Genomic DNA, 16,286 nt, shown 5'->3' on the forward strand with positions numbered 1-16,286 from the left:
GTTCAATCGCGAGCAAGGCGGGCCACGTGGGGCGCCGGGTTCTCGGAGAAGTACGCCATGGCAGCCTCGACGCCGCTGCCGGCAAGGCTCACCCCGGAAAGCTTCAGCCCCATCTCGCAGCCGGCCAGGGTCGCCATCAGCGTCAGGTCGTTGCAGTCGCCCAGGTGGCCGATACGGAACATGCGTCCCTTGGCCTTGCCAAGCCCGGTGCCGAGCGACAGGTCGAAGCGCTCGTAGATCAGCTTGCGCACGGCATCGGCGTCGACGCCCTCCGGCATCACCACGCCGGTCAGCACCGGCGAGTAGACCTCGGGGTCCTGGCACTGGATCTCGAGTCCCCAGGCGTTCACCGCCGCGCGCACACCCGCCGCCCAGCGCTGATGGCGGGCCAGGACGTTATCCAGCCCCTCGTCCAGCAGCATGTCGATGGCCTCGTTGAGGCCGTAGAGCAGATTGGTATTGGGGGTATAGGGCCAGTAGCCCCCCTGGTTGGCCTCGAGGATCTCGTCCCAGGCCCAGAAGCTCTTGGGCAACCGCGACTCGCGACTGGCGGCCAGGGCCTTGTCGGAGATCGCGTTGAAGCTGATCCCCGGCGGCAGCATCAGTCCCTTCTGGGAGCCGGAAATAGTGACGTCGACACCCCACTCGTCGTGGCGATAGTCGGCGCTGGCAAGCCCCGAGATAGTATCGACCAGCAACAGCGCCGGATGACCGGCGGCGTCGATCGCGCGGCGCACCGCGGCGATGTCGCTGGTAACACCGGTGGAGGTCTCGTTGTGGACCACGCACACCGCCTTGATTCGCTGCTCGGTGTCTTGCTTGAGGCGTGCCTCGATCATGTCGGCCTGGACACCGTGGCGCCAGCCCTCGGCCCCCGGCAGGCCCAGAAACTCGGGCTCGAGTCCAAGACGCAGGGCCAGACGATGCCACAGCGAGGCGAAGTGGCCGGTCTCGAACATCAACACCTGATCCCCCGGCGACAGGGTATTGGCCAGGGCGGCCTCCCAGGCCCCGGTACCGGAAGCCGGATAGATGATCACCGGCTTGTCGGTCTTGAAGATCTTGCCGACCTTGCCGAGCAATTCGCGCCCGAGGGCGCCGAACTCCGGGCCACGGTGATCGATGGTCGGCAGGCTCATGGCCCGCAGGATACGATCCGGTACCGGCGAGGGGCCGGGGATCTGGAGGAAGTGACGTCCGCTGGGATGAAAGTCGAGATTCAGCATGTAAGGCCTCCTGGCCAGGCGTCGCACTGGGCGACGCCTGGATAGCTGTTCGGGCGCCAAGCGCTGCCGCGCCCCTCTTGTAATAATCTGTAATAATGAATGCAATTTTTATGGTGGCACCGCCCCACCGATTCGGCGACATGCCAGACGCTAGCTGCCGATCACGGTGGTGCCGGTGTCAGCGCACGGCACCCTGCTGACGCAGCGCGTCGATCTCGTCCGCTGCCAGCCCGATCTCCCCAAGCACCTCGTCGGTGTGCTGGGCGAACAGCGGCGCCGGCTGGCGAATCGCCAACGGGGTCGCCGAGAACTTGCTGGGAAAGCCCAGGGTCTTCATCCGCCCCATGGTCGGATGATCGACCTCCAGCACCATCTCGCGGGCCAGGTAGTGTTCGTCATGCATGGCCTGGTCGAAGTCGTTGATCGGCCCTGCCGGCACCCCGGCGGCGTCACAGCGATCGAGCCAGTAGGCGCGATCCTGTTGCCCGAGGATGTCCTCGAGGATGGCTTCCAGCGCCTCGACGTTAGCCCCGCGGTCGAGGTTGGTCTTGAAGCGCTCGTCGACCATCAGCTCGGGGCGCTCGATGACGTCCTCGCAGAAGCGCTCCCAGGTACGCTGGTTGGCGCAGCCGAGCATCATGTAACCGTCGCGTACCCGCATCGCCTGGTAGGGCGCGGACACCCGATGGCGCCAGCCGGTGGCCTCGGGCACTCGGCCTTCGGAGAAGTAGGCACCCGCCTCCCAGGTGAACCAGGGCAGGCCACACTCGGCGATGGCGATGTCCAGGTGCTGGCCTTCGCCACTACGCTGACGGTGGATATAGGCCGCCAGGATCGAGTAGATGGCGGTCAGCCCGGCGCCGATATCGTAGACGGCGACCCCGGTCTTGAGCGGACGCCGGCCCGGTTCGCCGGTCATCGACATCAGCCCGCTCATGCCCTGGGCCACCAGGTCGAAGCCGCCCTTGTGACGCGACGGACCGGTCTGGCCGTAGCCCGAGATCGAGCAGTAGATCAGCCCCGGGTTGATCGCCTTGAGGCTGTCGTAGTCGATCTTCAGCGACTGGGTGACGCCGGGTCGATAGTTCTCGACCACCACGTCGGCTTCCTTGGCGAGGCGATAGAACACCTCGCGGCCCTTCTCTTCTTTCAGGTTGAGCGAAATGCTCTTCTTGTTGCGGTTGATCTGGGCGAAACAGGTCGATTCATCCTCGACGTAGGGGCCCATCTGGCGGCTGTCGTCGCCGCCGTTGGCCTTCTCGACCTTGATCACCTCGGCGCCCATGTCTCCCAGCACCATGGTGCAGTAGGGGCCGGCCATGATCTGCGAAACGTCGAGTACCTTGATCCCATCGAGTGGCAGCATTGTGGTTCTCCTTGCCCCAGGGCCTTTACTGACCCTGCCAGCGGAAGGGTGTCTTGTTGACGAACTTGTCCACCGCGGCCTTGAAGTCGCGGCTGGTGTAGCAGGTGGCGATCCAGTCGTCGCTGGCGTCGAAGGCCGGGCGGCGCTGTTCGATGACCCGCTGGATCACCTCCTTGGCCGCCCGCACGGTCAAGGGGGCACGCTCCTTGAACGCCTGCGCCCGCTCGGCCACCGTCGCCTCGATGGCCTCGGCGTCGACGATCTCGCCGACCAGCCCCAGGGCCAGGGCCTCCTCGGCACGTACCAGTTCGCCCGCCATCAGTACCTGCTTGGCCCGGGCGATGCCGGCGTGCTCGACCAGCCGCGAGACGTTGGTGATCGACAGGCAGTTGCCCAGCGTCCTGGCGATGGGGATACCGAACTTGAGACTCGGTGTCGCCAGGCGGAAGTCACAGGCCAGGGCGATGGCCGCGCCACCGCCGACACAGAAGCCTTCCAGCAGCGCCAGCGTCGGCAGCGGCAGGGTCTCCACCCGCCCGACCACCCGGTCGATGCGACGCTCGTAGGCGATGGCGTCTTCGCCCTTGTCAAAGGCGGCGAACTGCTTGATGTCGGTGCCGGCGACAAAGGCTTCGCCGCCGGCGCCACGCATCACTACCGCGACCAGCTCCGGGTCGTTCTCGATGGTCTCGCAGTGGGCCTCGAGCTGGTCGTACATCTGCCAGGTCATGGCGTTGCGGCTGGCGGTGCGATCGAAGGTCAGCCAGGCGACGCCATCTTCGCTGTGGTAGTGCACCTGGCCCTGATCGTTGTCGCTCATGTCGTTGTTCTCCTTGTGGTGGTCGCGATCACACGCCGTAGATCAGGTTGACCAGCGCCAGGGCCACGGCGGGCACGTAGGTGTTGATCAGCAGGATCACGAACAGCACCGCCAGGAACCACAGATTGGTGCGCGTGGTGGCCCAGATGTCGGCCTTGGCGATGGAGCAGGAAGCGATCAGTACGCTGGCCACCGGCGGGGTCTGCTGGCCGATGGCCAGGTTCAGCGTCACGATCAGACCGAAGTGCAGCGGATCGATGCCCACCGCGGTCACCAGCGGCAGCACGATGGGCACCACCAGGATGATCGCCGCCGCCGAGTGCAGGAAGATGCCCAGCACCAGGAAGATGACGTTCAGAAGCGCCAGTACCACGTACTTGTTGTCGGTCATCTCGGCGATCGAGTTGGCCAGCTGCTGGGGAATCTGGGTCTCGGTCAGATACAGACCGACCACCGCAGAGGAAGCCACCAGCAGCATCACCACCGCCGTCTGCACGCCAGCATCGAGACAGGCCTTGTAGAAGATCTTGAGGCTGAACTCGCGATAGATCACCGCGCTGATGAAGATCGCCACGACCACCGCCAGCGCCGCGCCTTCAGTGGCGGTGACGATGCCGCCGAAGATGCCGCCGAGGATGATCACCGGAATCAGCAGCGCCCAGATGGCGCCCTTGAAGGCCTCCCACAGACGCGAGGCCTGGAAGCTCTGCTCCGCCGGCAGGTTGTGACGACGTGCCAGGAAGTAGCACATGGCCGCCAGCCCCAGGGCGCCGAGCAGACCAGGGAAGATGCCGGCGACGAACATCTTGACCACCGACTCGCCGGACATGACCGCGTAGAGGATCATCGGGATCGACGGCGGCAGGATGATCGCCAGGCTCGCCGCCGAGGACGAGATGGCGGCGGCGAACTCCTTGGAGTAGCCCTTCTTGCGCATGGCCGGAATCAGGATCGAGCCGATCGCCGAGACACCGGCGACGGCGGAGCCAGAGATCTCGGCAAAGAAGATCGAGGCGCCGATGGTCACCATGGCGAGACCGCCCTTGATGAAGCCGACCATGGCCGAGGCCAGATCGATCAGACGGCGCGAGATGCTCGAGGCGTTCATGATGGCGCCGGCCAGGATGAACAGCGGAATCGCGATCAGCGGGAACTTGGTGGCACCGTCGAACATCACCATGCCGACATTGGGCAGGGCCAGGGTGCCGTAGCTGGCCACGGTTGCCAGGGCGCCGACGAGGCCGAGGGCGATGGCCACCGGCACGTTGATCAGTATCAGCCCGATCAGGCCGAAGAACATGGAAGCAATGATCATGGGGTTCTCCTCGTCAGCTGGCGCGCTGCGGACCGGTGGGTGAATCGTCGGTACGCACGTCGTCGGCCAGCACCCCGGCCTCTTCGAGCTCGTGATCGACGAAGCCGGCTCCCTTGGCCGCCCGGATAACCTCGGGGAGCCTGAGCAGCTGGGCGAGAATGAACATCGCGGCACCGATCGGAATCACCGACTGGGTGAACTGCACCGAGATGCTGGGCAGGCTCACCAGGGTGGAGCCTTCAAGAATCTGCACCACCTGAAAACCGGTGACGCCGAGCAGCACGAAGAAGCCGATGGTGATCGCCTCGGCGAGCAGCGCGATGGGCAGGCGAATGGACGGCGAAACCATGTTGATCACGCTGGGACAGGCGATATGGGCGCCCTTGAGGGCGGCCAGGGCGGCGCCGTAGTAGGTCAGCCAGGCCAGTCCGATCGAGGCGACCTCGTCGTACCAGCTGAAAGGAGAGCCCAACAGGCGTGACGCGAACCCGATGGTCACCACCAGGGTCAGCGCCAGCACATTGAGAAAGACGATGACCTCCAGAATCTTCTGGTAGGCCGCGGAAATGGTGGTAAGCACAGAGCATCCTCCGAAGGTGGATGCGGCCTCACCGAAAGTGGAGAGGCCGCAGTGGACAGGCGTTATTCGCGCAGTGCTTCCACCCGCGACAACAGTTCCTCACCACCTTCCACCTCGGCGGCGAATTTCTCGTAGATCCCGCGGGAACCCTCGACGAAGGCGTCGGTGTCGACCTCGTTCACCTCCATGCCTTCCTCTTCCATGGTGCTGACCAGGCTTTCGTCAAGCGCGGCGCCCTGCTCCAGTGCGAAGGCCTCGACCTCTTCGGCGGTCTCGATCAGCACCTCGCGGACGTGCTCGGGCAAGCGGGTCCAGCTGGCACCGGCCAGCACATAGGCCGGGGAATAGACGTGATTGGACAGCGACAGGTAGTCCTGGACCTCCTGGAAGCGCTGGGAATAGATCTGTACCAGCGGGTTTTCCTGACCGTCCATGGCGCCGGTCTGCAGCGCGACGAAGGCCTCGGACAGCGCCATGGGCGCCGGTGATGCGCCGTAGCTCTTGAACATCTCGACCCGCCAAACACCGTTGGGGGTACGCAGCTTGATGCCGTCCAGATCCTCAGGGACCACGATCGGGCGGACGTTGTTGGTGATCTGGCGGAAGCCGTTCTCCCAGATGCCGATGATGCGGTAGCGCTTGTCTTCGGCGACCGGATACAGGACATCGCGCAGTACCTCGTCGCGGACTCGGGCGAGGTGCTCCCGGTCCTCGATCAGGTAGGGCATCTCGAACAGCGAGAATTCCGGCGCCACGCTGCTCATGATCGACGACGGCAGCGACAGATCGATGGTGCCGAGCTTGAGCTTGTTGAGCATCTGCTCGTCGGAACCCAGCTGGCTGGAGCCATAGGTCACCACCTCGGCCTCGCCTTCCAGGCGCTCGTTGGCCAGACGGGCGAACTCGTTGGCGGTCTTCTCGAACAGTGATCCCGGGCCACCGACGTGGCCGAACTTGATCTGCACCTCGTCGGCCTGAGCGGCACCGACGCCAAGCGCCAGTACGGATGCGGCCAGTACGGTCTTCAGCAGTTTCATAACCCTCACTCCGATTGTTGTTGTCCATCGTGGTCTGGCGGTGGGCGCCGACTGGCACCCTGGAGGAAGCCTCAACGGGAGCTGGCGTGCTCTTCACGTAACGGTTCCGTCAGTCGCGGATTCCGTCACTTGAGCTTTCCGTTTCCAGGGCGTTCAGGGCCTGGGGACAGGAGTCGCTTCCCGCTGGGTCAGGGTCAATATGGATACATAATTCAAAATTAGGTATTAGACTTTTGTCTTTCGCAAACTCGCCTTAGAGAACATTTGTTGCTTAAATTTCAATGGTTTATATCGAAACAACGAACTATCCAAGCCACTCGTTCCCTTGCTGCATCCCTGGAGACATACACAAAAAAAGCGAGCTCGAAGGCTCGCTCTGTCACTTGCTGTCGGGTCTGGCACCCGTCCCTGTCGCCAGACAGTTGCCAGACCGGGATCAGGGATCGGGGGCCATATCGGGCTCCAGCCCGGCTTGCCAGCCTGCCGCCTCGATGCCAGCGATGGCGGCGGCCTGATCGTCGGCCGAAGAGGCGCCACTGACACCGACCGCGCCCAGAATGCGCTGGTCGTCATCGAGGATCAGCACGCCCCCCGCTACCGGCACGAAGCGGCCCCCGGAGGCCTCGGCCACCGCCGCCAGGAAGGCGGGACGCTCGCGGTTACGCTCGCCGGTGGTACCACTGGATACCCCGATACCCAACGCCGCGTAGGCCTTGCCGTTGGCCACCGGCCAGCGCAGCGGGCTGCAGCCGTCCTCACGCTCGGCCGCCACCGGATTGCCGCCGGCGTCCAGCACCACCGCGGTCAGAGGAGGCAGTTCGCCCTTGCGGGCAAAGGCGAAGGCGGCGTCGAGCAATTGCCGCGCCGACTGACGCGACAATTGTACCTGTGCAAGAAATACGTTTCCGGCCATAGCAACTCCAGCGCAAGATATGAGAAAAGACAGAAAAGAAAAGGCAGGCAGCAAGACAGCGGTCGAAAATCGATCGACGCCGCTCGGCTCCCCGCCCCTCTCTGCCTCACAGGGTTACCCGAGTGCCTGGCCAAATACGCTCACCAACACTCGCATAATTTGAATAATGAATTCACAATACGGAAAAGTTGAACCGTCAAGCGTTCGACCGTCAAACGATGATGAGCCCGGGAAATCCGCCATGGAAAAGATTCAGCCGCGTAGCCTGTACCTGGAAGTCGCCGACAGGATCCGCGACCTGATCGAGCAAGGCAGCCTGCTGCCCGGCGAGAAGATCGCCGAAAAGGCCCTGTGTGAAACCTTCGGTGTGTCACGCACCCCGCTCAGAGAAGCCCTCAAGGTGCTGACGTCCGAAGGGCTGGTCGAGAACCTGCCCAACCGAGGCTCCCGCGTGGTGCGACTGACCCGGCGTGGGGTCAAGAATACCTACGACGTCATGGGCGCCCTGGAAGGCCTGTCCGGTGAGCTGGCCTGTCAGCACCTGACAGACGCCGACGTCGAGGAGATCCGTCGTCTGCATCAGCTGATGCTGGGCCACTACCAGCGTCAGGAGCTGGCCCCCTACTTCGAGGTCAACCAGCAGATCCACGAGTGCATCCTGGCCGCGTCGAACAACGACGTGCTGATCGAGATGTACAACAACCTGAGCCAACGGGTGAAGCGCATTCGCTACAGCGTCGAGATGGGCCCGGCCAACTGGGCCAAGGCCGTCGCCGACCACGAGGCCATGCTGGAGGCGATCGAGGCCCGCGATGGCAAGCGCCTGGGCGACATCCTGCGCGCGCACCTCGGCCACAAGCTCGAGGTAGCCGCCGTCAGCGGCATCATCGACGAGGAATAGCAGGTCCCCGGACGGCGCGCAGAAGTCTCTGCTGTCGTCCCGGCACTTACCACTCTTCCAGGCGCATGGCCGAGCGCTCCAGACGCTGATCCTCGGCCTCGATCTCGCGCAGCATGTCACCGATGGTGGACAGGTGCTCCAGCGCCACCCGCCGCGCCAGTTGTGGCTTGCCCTCTACCACCGCGCGGTGCAGGCGGGCGTGCTGGCGGTTGATCATGTCCCTGGCGTCAGGACGATGATAGAGGTGCTTGACCGAGGCGAACACCGAACTCAGCAGCAGGTCGGTGAGGCTCTGCAGGGTATGCGCCAGCACCGGGTTATGCGACGCCTGACAGATCGCCAGGTGGAAGGCGTGGTCGAGCCGCGCCAGGCGCTCCACCTCGAGGGGGTCCGCCTTGTCCACGTAGTCCGCCATCTCGCGGTAGCGACGGGTGATCAGCACCCTGTCCGAGGCGGTGCCGCGGCTCGCGGCCAGGCTCGCCGACTCCCCTTCCAGCAGCGCACGCACCTCGAGCAGGTCATACAGGGTGCGTGGGTGCTCGCGAAACAGGTGCATCAAAGGCGTGGCATGGGGCGCCTCCACCAACGGCGCCACCTCGGAGCCACGCCCCTGGCGAGTCACGATCACGCCTTTGCTTCGCAGGCTGCCAAGCGCCTCGCGCAGCGAGGAACGCCCCACCCCCAGCCGCTCGCACAGCCGCCGTTCCGAGGGCAACAGCTGGCCAGGGCGGAAGACACCGTCAAGGATCAGCGTCTCCAGCTTCGAGGCGATGGCCTGGGAGGTGCTGCTCGGTGCCAGTCGTTCTTCGTTGTCCCACATGTCCTGCCTCCCGCAGCGTGCGTGGTTCGTCGTCCGTATTGATGCCCTGAACCGAGCACATCTGCCAATAACTGGTCAGACCAGCAAACCAAAATCTGGACACCGAGGTCAAGACAACGCAGATTGTAGTGCAGACAATAACCATCATTAGCCGCACGACCGTGCTAGCTCAACCGAGGAAGCGTCATGAACATCCTCTATGACGAACGCCTGGACGGCGCCTTGCCACGGCGCGACAAGAACGAGGTGCTCGCCGAACTCACCCGCGTGGTCCCCGACCTCACCCTGCTGCACCGCGAGGAAGACCTGCGCCCCTTCGAATGCGACGGCCTGTCGGCCTACCGCGTACTGCCCATGCTGGTGGCCCTGCCAGAGCGCCTGGACCAGGTCGAGGCGCTGCTCAAGCAGTGTCGTGAACTCGGCGTGCCGGTGGTCACCCGCGGCGCTGGCACCGGACTTTCCGGTGGGGCCCTGCCGCTGGAACAAGGCGTGCTGCTGGTCATGTCGCGCTTCAATCGGATTCTCGACATCGACGCCGACGCCCGCATCGCCCGGGTCCAGCCCGGGGTGCGCAACCTGGCCATTTCCGAGGCGGCGTCACCCTACGGGCTCTACTATGCGCCAGACCCCTCCTCCCAGATCGCCTGCTCGATCGGCGGCAACGTGGCCGAGAACGCCGGCGGCGTGCACTGCCTCAAGTACGGCCTCACCGTACACAACGTGCTGAGGCTAGAGGTGATGACCATCGAGGGCGAGCGCATGACCATCGGTTCCGAGGCGCTCGACAGCCCCGGTTTCGACCTGCTGGCGCTGATGATGGGCTCCGAGGGCATGCTCGGCGTGGTCACCGAGATCACCGTCAAGCTGCTGCCCAAGCCCGAGACCGCCAAGGTGCTGATGGCCAGTTTCGATGACGTGGAAAAGGCCGGCGCCGCGGTCGGTGACATCATCGCCGCCGGTATCATCCCAGGTGGCCTCGAGATGATGGATAACCTGGCCATCCGCGCCGCCGAAGACTTCATCCGAGCCGGCTACCCGGTGGACGCCGAGGCGATCCTGCTGTGTGAGCTCGACGGCGTCGAGGCCGACGTGGACGACGATATCGAGACCGTGCGTGAAGTGCTGGCCAAGGCTGGCGCCAGCGACGTTCAGCTCGCCCGCGACGAGGCCGAACGCGCCAAGTTCTGGGCCGGTCGCAAGAACGCCTTCCCTGCGGTCGGCCGCATGTCGCCGGACTACTACTGCATGGACGGCACCATTCCTCGCCGCGAGCTGCCGAGGGTGCTCAAGGGCATCAGCGATCTGTCAGAGCAGTACGGGCTCAAGGTGGCCAACGTCTTCCACGCCGGCGACGGCAACATGCACCCCTTGATCCTGTTCGATGCCAACCGCGAAGGGGAACTCGAAACCGCCGAGGCACTGGGCGGCAAGATTCTCGAGCTATGCGTGGAAGCCGGCGGTTCGATCACCGGTGAACACGGCGTCGGCCGCGAGAAGATCAACCAGATGTGTGCCCAGTTCGACAGCCTGGAGATCACCGCCTTCCACGCGGTCAAGGCCGCCTTCGACCCAGAAGGACTGCTCAACCCAGGCAAGAACATCCCGACGTTGGCCCGGTGCGCCGAGTTCGGCGCGATGCACGTGCACAACAACGAGCTGCCGCACCCGGAACTGCCAAGGTTCTAGCCATGACAGCCACGAGAGCGTCCCGACGCTGGCGCGCTGCGCGCGATCAAGGTTCAGTGCGATGCACGTGCACAACAACGAACTGCCGCACCCGGAACTGCCGAGGTTCTAGCCATGACAGCCACGAGAGCGTCCCGACTCTGGCGCGCTGCGCGCGATCAAGGTTCAGTGCCATGCATGGTGCACAACAACGAGCTGCCGCACCCGGAACTGCCAAGGTTCTAGCCGGAGCCGCCACGCTTCCAGGCGCCGCAGGAAAGGGGCACGGTTCAGACAGGAAGGCGGCAAGCCTCGTCTCCTGCCGTCGACCGTGACGCCCTTGCAGCGCTGCCGTGCTCCGTGTGTCGCGCCTTGTCGACGTTTGTCCCTCTTTGTCGGAATTCAGGTACCACCATGTCCAACAATGACGTTTCCCCTTCCGCCTTCGACGGCCTGGCGGCTCTGTCCGAAGCGATCCAGTCGGCAAGCGCCGAACGTCCGCTTCGCATCGTCGGCGGCAACACCAAGGCCTTCTATGGCCGCCCGGTGGAAGGTACGCCGGTATCCACCCGCGAACACCGCGGTATCACCAGCTACGATCCGGTCGAGCTGATTGTCTCGGTGCGTGCCGGCACCCTTCTCTCCGAACTCGAGGAGGCGCTGGCCGACCAGGGCCAGATGCTGCCCTTCGAACCCCCGCACTTTGGTGCCGAGGCCACCGTCGGCGGCACCATCGCCGCCGGACTGTCCGGCCCCCGCCGCCCCTGGGCCGGCTCAGTGCGAGACTTCGTGCTGGGCCTGCGGGTACTCGATCACCAGGGGCGTGAACAGCGCTTCGGCGGCGAAGTCATGAAGAACGTGGCAGGTTACGACCTGTCACGCTTGATGGTCGGCGCCCAGGGCACCCTGGGACTGATCACCGAAGTCACCCTCAAGGTGCTGCCGCTACCCACCGCCAGCGCCAGCCTGCGTCTGGAAATGTCCCAGTCAGAGGCTCTGAGTCGTCTGGCCGAATGGGGACGCAAGCCGCTCCCCTTGAGCGCAGCGGCCTGGCACAGTGGCGCCCTGCATCTGCGTCTCGAAGGCGGTGCAAGCTCGGTGGCCGCCACCCGCGAGGCGATCGGCGGGGACGCCCTCGAGGCCGACTTCTGGCGCGGGCTCAGAGACCTGTCGCTGCCCTTCTTCAGCGACGCCAGCACGCCGCTGTGGCGGATCAGCCTGCCGACCAACACCCCGAGCCTGGACATCGCCGGCGTCGAGCCACATCAACTGCTGCTCGACTGGGCCGGCAATCAGCGCTGGCTCAAGGGGCAGGTCGACGCCGAGTCGCTGCGCGACGCCGTCGCCCAGGCAGGTGGCCACGCCACCTGCTTCACACCGGGCACCGCCGAGCCCTTCACGCCACTGCAGCCGGTGGTCGCCAAGTACCACCAGCGGGTGAAACGCAAGCTCGATCCCGACGGCATCTTCAATCCGCGCCGACTGTATCCGGACTGGTAGACCGGGCGCTGAACGATCACAGCCGCCCGGCGAAGGCGGCATGATCGGACAGCCATCGACAGACGACCTGATCCCCCGTTTGGCCCCGGCGAAGGTCCGGGCCTCGACCATGACTAGCGGATAACAACATGCAGACCCATTTCAGCGAAAAAGACCTCGAGAAGCCGCACATTCGCGAGGCCGACAGAGTCCTGAGAAGCTGCGTCCACTGCGGCTTCTGCAATGCCACCTGCCCGACGTACCAGTTGCTTGGCGATGAGCGCGACGGTCCGCGAGGCCGCATCTACCTGATGAAGGAGATGCTCGAAAGCCCTGAAGACGACGACCAGATCACCGAGGAAACCCGTCTTCACCTCGACCGCTGCCTCACCTGTCGCAACTGCGAGACGACCTGCCCCTCAGGCGTCGAGTACCACAAGCTTCTGGATATCGGCCGCGCCGAGATCGAGCGGCGTGTGCCGCGCAGCACCTCCGACAAGGCGCTTCGCTTCGGCCTGCGCAAGGCACTGGTCGAGCCCGGCCGGTTCAAGGCCCTGCTGGCGCTGGGCCAGACCTTCAAGCCGCTGGTCCCCGGGGCGCTCAAGAGCAAGATGCCCCCGGCCCCGGTCGACGCTGGCAAGCGCCCCGACGGCAAGCGTCATCCGCGCCAGATGCTGATTCTCGAAGGCTGCGTGCAGCCCGGCCTGTCGCCCAACACCAATGCCGCCACTGCCCGCGTGCTGGACCGCCTGGGGATCGGCCTGACGCCTGCCCCCGAGGTCGGCTGCTGCGGCGCCATCGACTTTCACCTGAACGCCCAGGAAGCCGGACGCGAGCGAGCCAGACGCAACATCGACGCCTGGCTGCCTCACCTGGACGCCGGTTGCGAGGCCATCATCCAGACCGCCAGCGGCTGCGGCGCCTTCGTCAAGGAGTATGTCGAAGTGCTGGCCGACGACCCCGACTATGCCGAGAAGGCACGCCGGGTCAGCGAGGCCGCCAAGGACCTGGTCGAGGTGCTGGGGCAGGAAGACCTGACAACCCTCGACGTGCGCGCCGACCAGCGCCTGGCCTTCCATTGCCCCTGCACCCTGCAGCACGCCCAGAAGCTCAATGGCGCGGTGGAAACGGTCCTGGCCAGGATGGGCTTCACCCTGACGCCGGTGCGAGATGGTCACCTTTGCTGTGGCTCCGCCGGCACCTACTCGATCACCCAACCCGAACTGTCACGCCAGTTGCGTGACAACAAGATGGACGCGCTGGAGGAAGGCAAGCCGGAGGTGGTTGTCACCGCGAACATTGGCTGCCAGACCCATCTCGCTGCCACCAACCGCACCCCGGTGCGCCACTGGATCGAGATCGTCGATGAAGCGCTGGGCTAGCATGTGATCATGGCGTAATGGACGAATGGTCACCGCGCTGACATCTTCAGCTGCCAGACCCATCTCGCCGCGACTAACCGCACCCCGGTGCGTCACTGGATCGAGATCGTCGATGAGGCCCTTGGCTAAGGACGGATGGTCACCGCGCTGAAATGTTCAGGTGCCAGACCCATCTCGCTGCGACCAACCGCGCCCCGGTGCGCCACTGGATCGAGATCGTCTATGAAGCGCTGGGCTAGCGCGAGAGCCACTGGATCGAGATCGTCGACGAGGCTCTGGTCAGACAGGCCCAGAGCGCCTAGACTAAAAACGAAAATATTTTCCATATTAACCACAACCCTCAATCACAAGGACTCCCCATGCCGACCAAGCCTTACCTCGACCAGTCCCAGGTCAACGCCATCCTCGACGCTGCCCAGAAGGAAGCCGAGGCCAATGGCTTCGCCGTGACCATCGTCGTCAGCGATGATGGCGGCTACCCGCTGGGCCTGCGCCGCCTCGACGGCGCTGCACCGTTCAGTGCCGACGTCGCGATGGCCAAGGCCCGCTCCGCCGCTATCGGTCGCAAGGAGACCCAGGTCTTCGAAGACATGATCAACGGCGGCCGCAACGCCTTCCTGTCGGCGCCCATGGAGGGCCTGATGTCCGGTGGCGTACCGGTGATCATCGACGGCCAGGTGGCCGGTGCCGTGGGCATCTCCGGCGTCAAGCCGGACCAGGACATCCAGGTCGCCAAGGCCGGTGCCGCCGCTATCGGCTAAACGCCTGGGCAGGACACAGTGATACGTCACTCGAATCCTGTACAAGCCTGCTGTACAACTGGTATTGCGTTATCGACCGCCGCCTTGACTGGCGGCGGTGCCTTTTCCGCCAGACCTTCTCGATGACATGGCCCCGTCCCGATGCCCCTCCTGCCCTTTCTGGCCCCCCTGGGCGCCGTCTTGATCTGGTCCGGCAACATGACCATCAACCAGCTGACCGTCGGCACCATCGCCCCCAGCAGCATCGCCTTCCTGCGCTGGTTACTGGCGGTGGCCGTGTTGACGCCCTTCGTCTGGCGCCAGAGCTGGCGCGAGCGACACGCCATCGCCGCGCATTGGCCCAAGCTTGCGCTTCTGGGACTGCTGGGCATGGCCCTGTGGCAAGGATTGGCCTACGTCGCGGCGGCCTCTACCAGCGCCACCAACATGGGCATTCTGGCGGCCATGGTGCCGCTGTTGACGATTCTGCTCAGCGCCCTGGTGCTGCGTGAGCCACCTAGCTGGGGCGGCTGCCTGGGCGGCGTGATGGCTCTCGCGGGCGTGCTGTGGCTACTCGGCAGAGGTGACATCGCCGTCCTGGCCAACCTGGAAGTGGCCCCTGGCGATGCGCTGATGGTGGTGGCCGCGACCTGCTACGCCCTTTACGGGGTCATGCTCAAGCGTTGGCCGCTTGCCATATCGCCCTGGGTCATGCTCTACGTTCAAGCGGTGTTCGCCGTCCTGCTGTTGCTGCCGGCCTACCTGCTGGGCCCAATGACACCGATCGACACAAGCAACGCCGGCCTGATCCTGTACGCCGGCATCCCCGCCTCTATCATCACCACCTATCTGTGGATGTTCGCGATTCGCCACATCGGCGCCAGCCGCGCCAGCATCTTCATCAACCTGATGCCGCTGTTCAGCGCCCTGATCGCCATGCTCTGGCTCGGCGAACGGCTTGGCTGGTACCACCTCAGCGGCGGCGCTCTGGTGCTTGCCGGCGTACTGACGGCCCAGACCTTCCGGCAGCCGATCCGCCGTCACGGCGAGGCCCGCTGACTTTCGTCCCGCGGCCCCGTCACAAGGGCCGAGGACGTCAAGATGTCGCTGAAACGGCTAACCATAGTTAGACAAGAATAACGTCCGTATTTGCAAAACCACCATGCGTTGTATAGGTTTAGTACAACCGTTGAGCACAGGACGCCAACGGCCTCTGCAAATCCAGCGACGAGAGGTTCCGCATGAAACACATCGTCAAGGCCGCAGCACTCATGAGCACAATGGCACTGTTCTCCAGCATGGCCATGGCCGCTCACCATGAGGAAAACGAAGCCCAGGAAAGCGGCGTCGATACCTCAAACAATGTGACCGAACAGCAAGACTCTTCCAGCATGGCCGATGACAGCGCCATGAATGCCGACAAGCCCCTCGTCGAAGACGGTGGCGTCGACTCTTCCAACAGCGCCGAGCAAGCCGACGACAGCATGTCCGAGACCCAGCCGAAGGGTGAGCTGGCAGAGGATAGCGGCGTCGACTCCGCCAACGACACCGAATAATCGCCAGGCCACGGATGGTCATAGTGGCAGGGACTCGCCACGGCATGGCGGCCAGGATGGCTGCCGGTGGTTCCAGGAAGGAACCGCAGGGCAGGACGCCCACGACTGAGCGATGGACAGGCTCGCGCCCGATATCCCCATGGACGATCTCGGGGCCCACGGAAGGGCCCAGGCCTTGACCCGAACAGCCGCGTGGCAGTCATCGCCGCGTGATAGCGGCCAGGATGGTCGCAAGAGGTTCCAGGACGGAACCGCTGGGCAGGAAGCCCAACAGAGCCAGCGGACAGGCTCAGTGCCCGACACCGACAGGGAAGAACACAGGGCCCACGGAAGGGCTCAGGCCACCCACTCGATGGCGTCACCAGGAAGGTGACGCAATATGTCGCGAGCAGGCCTGCTCACGACCCGCCCCACATCCCGCCCCCCACCCTTCAGTCCCCGCATGAAGCGACGGACAATGAAAGGTCGACGACGGGAATGCCGTTG

15 protein-coding genes are annotated in these 16,286 nt (G+C 64.7%); 7 read left to right on the plus strand and 8 right to left on the minus strand.

The features are described from left to right. Positions 1–2 precede the first annotated feature (2 nt). From NFG57_RS15950 to NFG57_RS15980, 7 genes are all read right to left on the minus strand, one after another. Complete coding sequence (locus NFG57_RS15950) at positions 3–1,226, minus strand: aminotransferase class V-fold PLP-dependent enzyme (protein ID WP_348814750.1); 1,224 nt, start codon at positions 1,224–1,226, stop codon at positions 3–5. A 178-nt stretch (positions 1,227–1,404) separates the two neighbouring features. After that, positions 1,405–2,592, minus strand: coding sequence for a CoA transferase (locus NFG57_RS15955; RefSeq protein ID WP_045991728.1), 1,188 nt, complete (start codon positions 2,590–2,592; stop codon positions 1,405–1,407). Positions 2,593–2,617: 25 nt separating this feature from the next. Continuing rightward, a complete protein-coding gene (locus NFG57_RS15960) occupies positions 2,618–3,412 on the minus strand; it encodes an enoyl-CoA hydratase (protein ID WP_348814751.1) in 795 nt (264 codons plus the stop codon). Positions 3,413–3,440: 28 nt separating this feature from the next. Next, positions 3,441–4,727 (minus strand): TRAP transporter large permease, encoded by a 1,287-nt coding sequence (locus tag NFG57_RS15965; RefSeq protein ID WP_045991726.1) that lies wholly within the window; start codon positions 4,725–4,727, stop codon positions 3,441–3,443. A 13-nt stretch (positions 4,728–4,740) separates the two neighbouring features. Beyond that, complete coding sequence (locus NFG57_RS15970) at positions 4,741–5,307, minus strand: TRAP transporter small permease subunit (RefSeq protein WP_071211091.1); 567 nt, start codon at positions 5,305–5,307, stop codon at positions 4,741–4,743. 62 nt (positions 5,308–5,369) lie between these two features. Then, positions 5,370–6,344: a TRAP transporter substrate-binding protein gene (locus NFG57_RS15975; protein ID WP_348814752.1), complete on the minus strand. Its 975-nt coding sequence runs from the start codon at positions 6,342–6,344 to the stop codon at positions 5,370–5,372. A gap of 436 nt (positions 6,345–6,780) precedes the next feature. Beyond that, positions 6,781–7,257, minus strand: a complete 477-nt coding sequence (locus NFG57_RS15980; RefSeq protein ID WP_253553143.1) for a heme-binding protein — start codon at positions 7,255–7,257, stop codon at positions 6,781–6,783. A gap of 241 nt (positions 7,258–7,498) precedes the next feature. Between NFG57_RS15980 and NFG57_RS15985 the strand changes: the two genes are divergently transcribed. Beyond that, complete coding sequence (locus tag NFG57_RS15985; RefSeq protein ID WP_348814753.1) at positions 7,499–8,158, plus strand: GntR family transcriptional regulator; 660 nt, start codon at positions 7,499–7,501, stop codon at positions 8,156–8,158. A gap of 46 nt (positions 8,159–8,204) precedes the next feature. On the opposite strand, the gene glcC is transcribed toward NFG57_RS15985, so the two are convergent. Then, positions 8,205–8,978, minus strand: coding sequence for a transcriptional regulator GlcC (gene glcC, locus NFG57_RS15990; protein ID WP_045991722.1), 774 nt, complete (start codon positions 8,976–8,978; stop codon positions 8,205–8,207). 186 nt (positions 8,979–9,164) lie between these two features. Between glcC and glcD the strand changes: the two genes are divergently transcribed. From glcD to NFG57_RS16020, 6 genes are all read left to right on the plus strand, one after another. Further along, positions 9,165–10,664, plus strand: coding sequence for a glycolate oxidase subunit GlcD (glcD, locus tag NFG57_RS15995; protein ID WP_108448248.1), 1,500 nt, complete (start codon positions 9,165–9,167; stop codon positions 10,662–10,664). 393 nt (positions 10,665–11,057) lie between these two features. Beyond that, entirely contained in the window at positions 11,058–12,143 is a 1,086-nt protein-coding gene (gene glcE, locus NFG57_RS16000) for a glycolate oxidase subunit GlcE (protein WP_348814754.1), read from the plus strand. Positions 12,144–12,271: 128 nt separating this feature from the next. Next, complete coding sequence (glcF, locus tag NFG57_RS16005; protein ID WP_348814755.1) at positions 12,272–13,504, plus strand: glycolate oxidase subunit GlcF; 1,233 nt, start codon at positions 12,272–12,274, stop codon at positions 13,502–13,504. Positions 13,505–13,863: 359 nt separating this feature from the next. After that, the gene (locus NFG57_RS16010; RefSeq protein WP_045991718.1) at positions 13,864–14,265 is read left to right on the plus strand and encodes a heme-binding protein; all 402 of its coding nucleotides are present in this window, start codon (positions 13,864–13,866) and stop codon (positions 14,263–14,265) included. Between the two features lie 141 nt (positions 14,266–14,406). Next, entirely contained in the window at positions 14,407–15,303 is an 897-nt protein-coding gene (locus tag NFG57_RS16015; RefSeq protein ID WP_348814756.1) for a DMT family transporter, read from the plus strand. Positions 15,304–15,485: 182 nt separating this feature from the next. Continuing rightward, positions 15,486–15,800, plus strand: a complete 315-nt coding sequence (locus NFG57_RS16020) for a hypothetical protein (protein WP_045991716.1) — start codon at positions 15,486–15,488, stop codon at positions 15,798–15,800. Positions 15,801–16,286 lie beyond the last annotated feature (486 nt).

The organism is Halomonas sp. H10-59 (assembly GCF_040070555.1).
Taxonomy (GTDB): Bacteria; Pseudomonadota; Gammaproteobacteria; order Pseudomonadales; family Halomonadaceae; genus Halomonas; species Halomonas litopenaei.

Coding starts and splice junctions, on each gene's coding strand:
- NFG57_RS15955 (WP_045991728.1), bottom strand. CDS start 2,592: ATGCTGCCACTCGATGGGATCAAGGTACTCGACGTTTCGCAGATCATG.
- NFG57_RS15975 (WP_348814752.1), bottom strand. CDS start 6,344: ATGAAACTGCTGAAGACCGTACTGGCCGCATCCGTACTGGCGCTTGGC.
- NFG57_RS15985 (WP_348814753.1), top strand. CDS start 7,499: ATGGAAAAGATTCAGCCGCGTAGCCTGTACCTGGAAGTCGCCGACAGG.
- glcF (WP_348814755.1), top strand. CDS start 12,272: ATGCAGACCCATTTCAGCGAAAAAGACCTCGAGAAGCCGCACATTCGC.
- glcC (WP_045991722.1), bottom strand. CDS start 8,978: ATGTGGGACAACGAAGAACGACTGGCACCGAGCAGCACCTCCCAGGCC.
- NFG57_RS15980 (WP_253553143.1), bottom strand. CDS start 7,257: ATGGCCGGAAACGTATTTCTTGCACAGGTACAATTGTCGCGTCAGTCG.
- NFG57_RS15965 (WP_045991726.1), bottom strand. CDS start 4,727: ATGATCATTGCTTCCATGTTCTTCGGCCTGATCGGGCTGATACTGATC.
- NFG57_RS16020 (WP_045991716.1), top strand. CDS start 15,486: ATGAAACACATCGTCAAGGCCGCAGCACTCATGAGCACAATGGCACTG.
- NFG57_RS16010 (WP_045991718.1), top strand. CDS start 13,864: ATGCCGACCAAGCCTTACCTCGACCAGTCCCAGGTCAACGCCATCCTC.
- NFG57_RS16015 (WP_348814756.1), top strand. CDS start 14,407: ATGCCCCTCCTGCCCTTTCTGGCCCCCCTGGGCGCCGTCTTGATCTGG.
- glcD (WP_108448248.1), top strand. CDS start 9,165: ATGAACATCCTCTATGACGAACGCCTGGACGGCGCCTTGCCACGGCGC.
- glcE (WP_348814754.1), top strand. CDS start 11,058: ATGTCCAACAATGACGTTTCCCCTTCCGCCTTCGACGGCCTGGCGGCT.
- NFG57_RS15960 (WP_348814751.1), bottom strand. CDS start 3,412: ATGAGCGACAACGATCAGGGCCAGGTGCACTACCACAGCGAAGATGGC.
- NFG57_RS15950 (WP_348814750.1), bottom strand. CDS start 1,226: ATGCTGAATCTCGACTTTCATCCCAGCGGACGTCACTTCCTCCAGATC.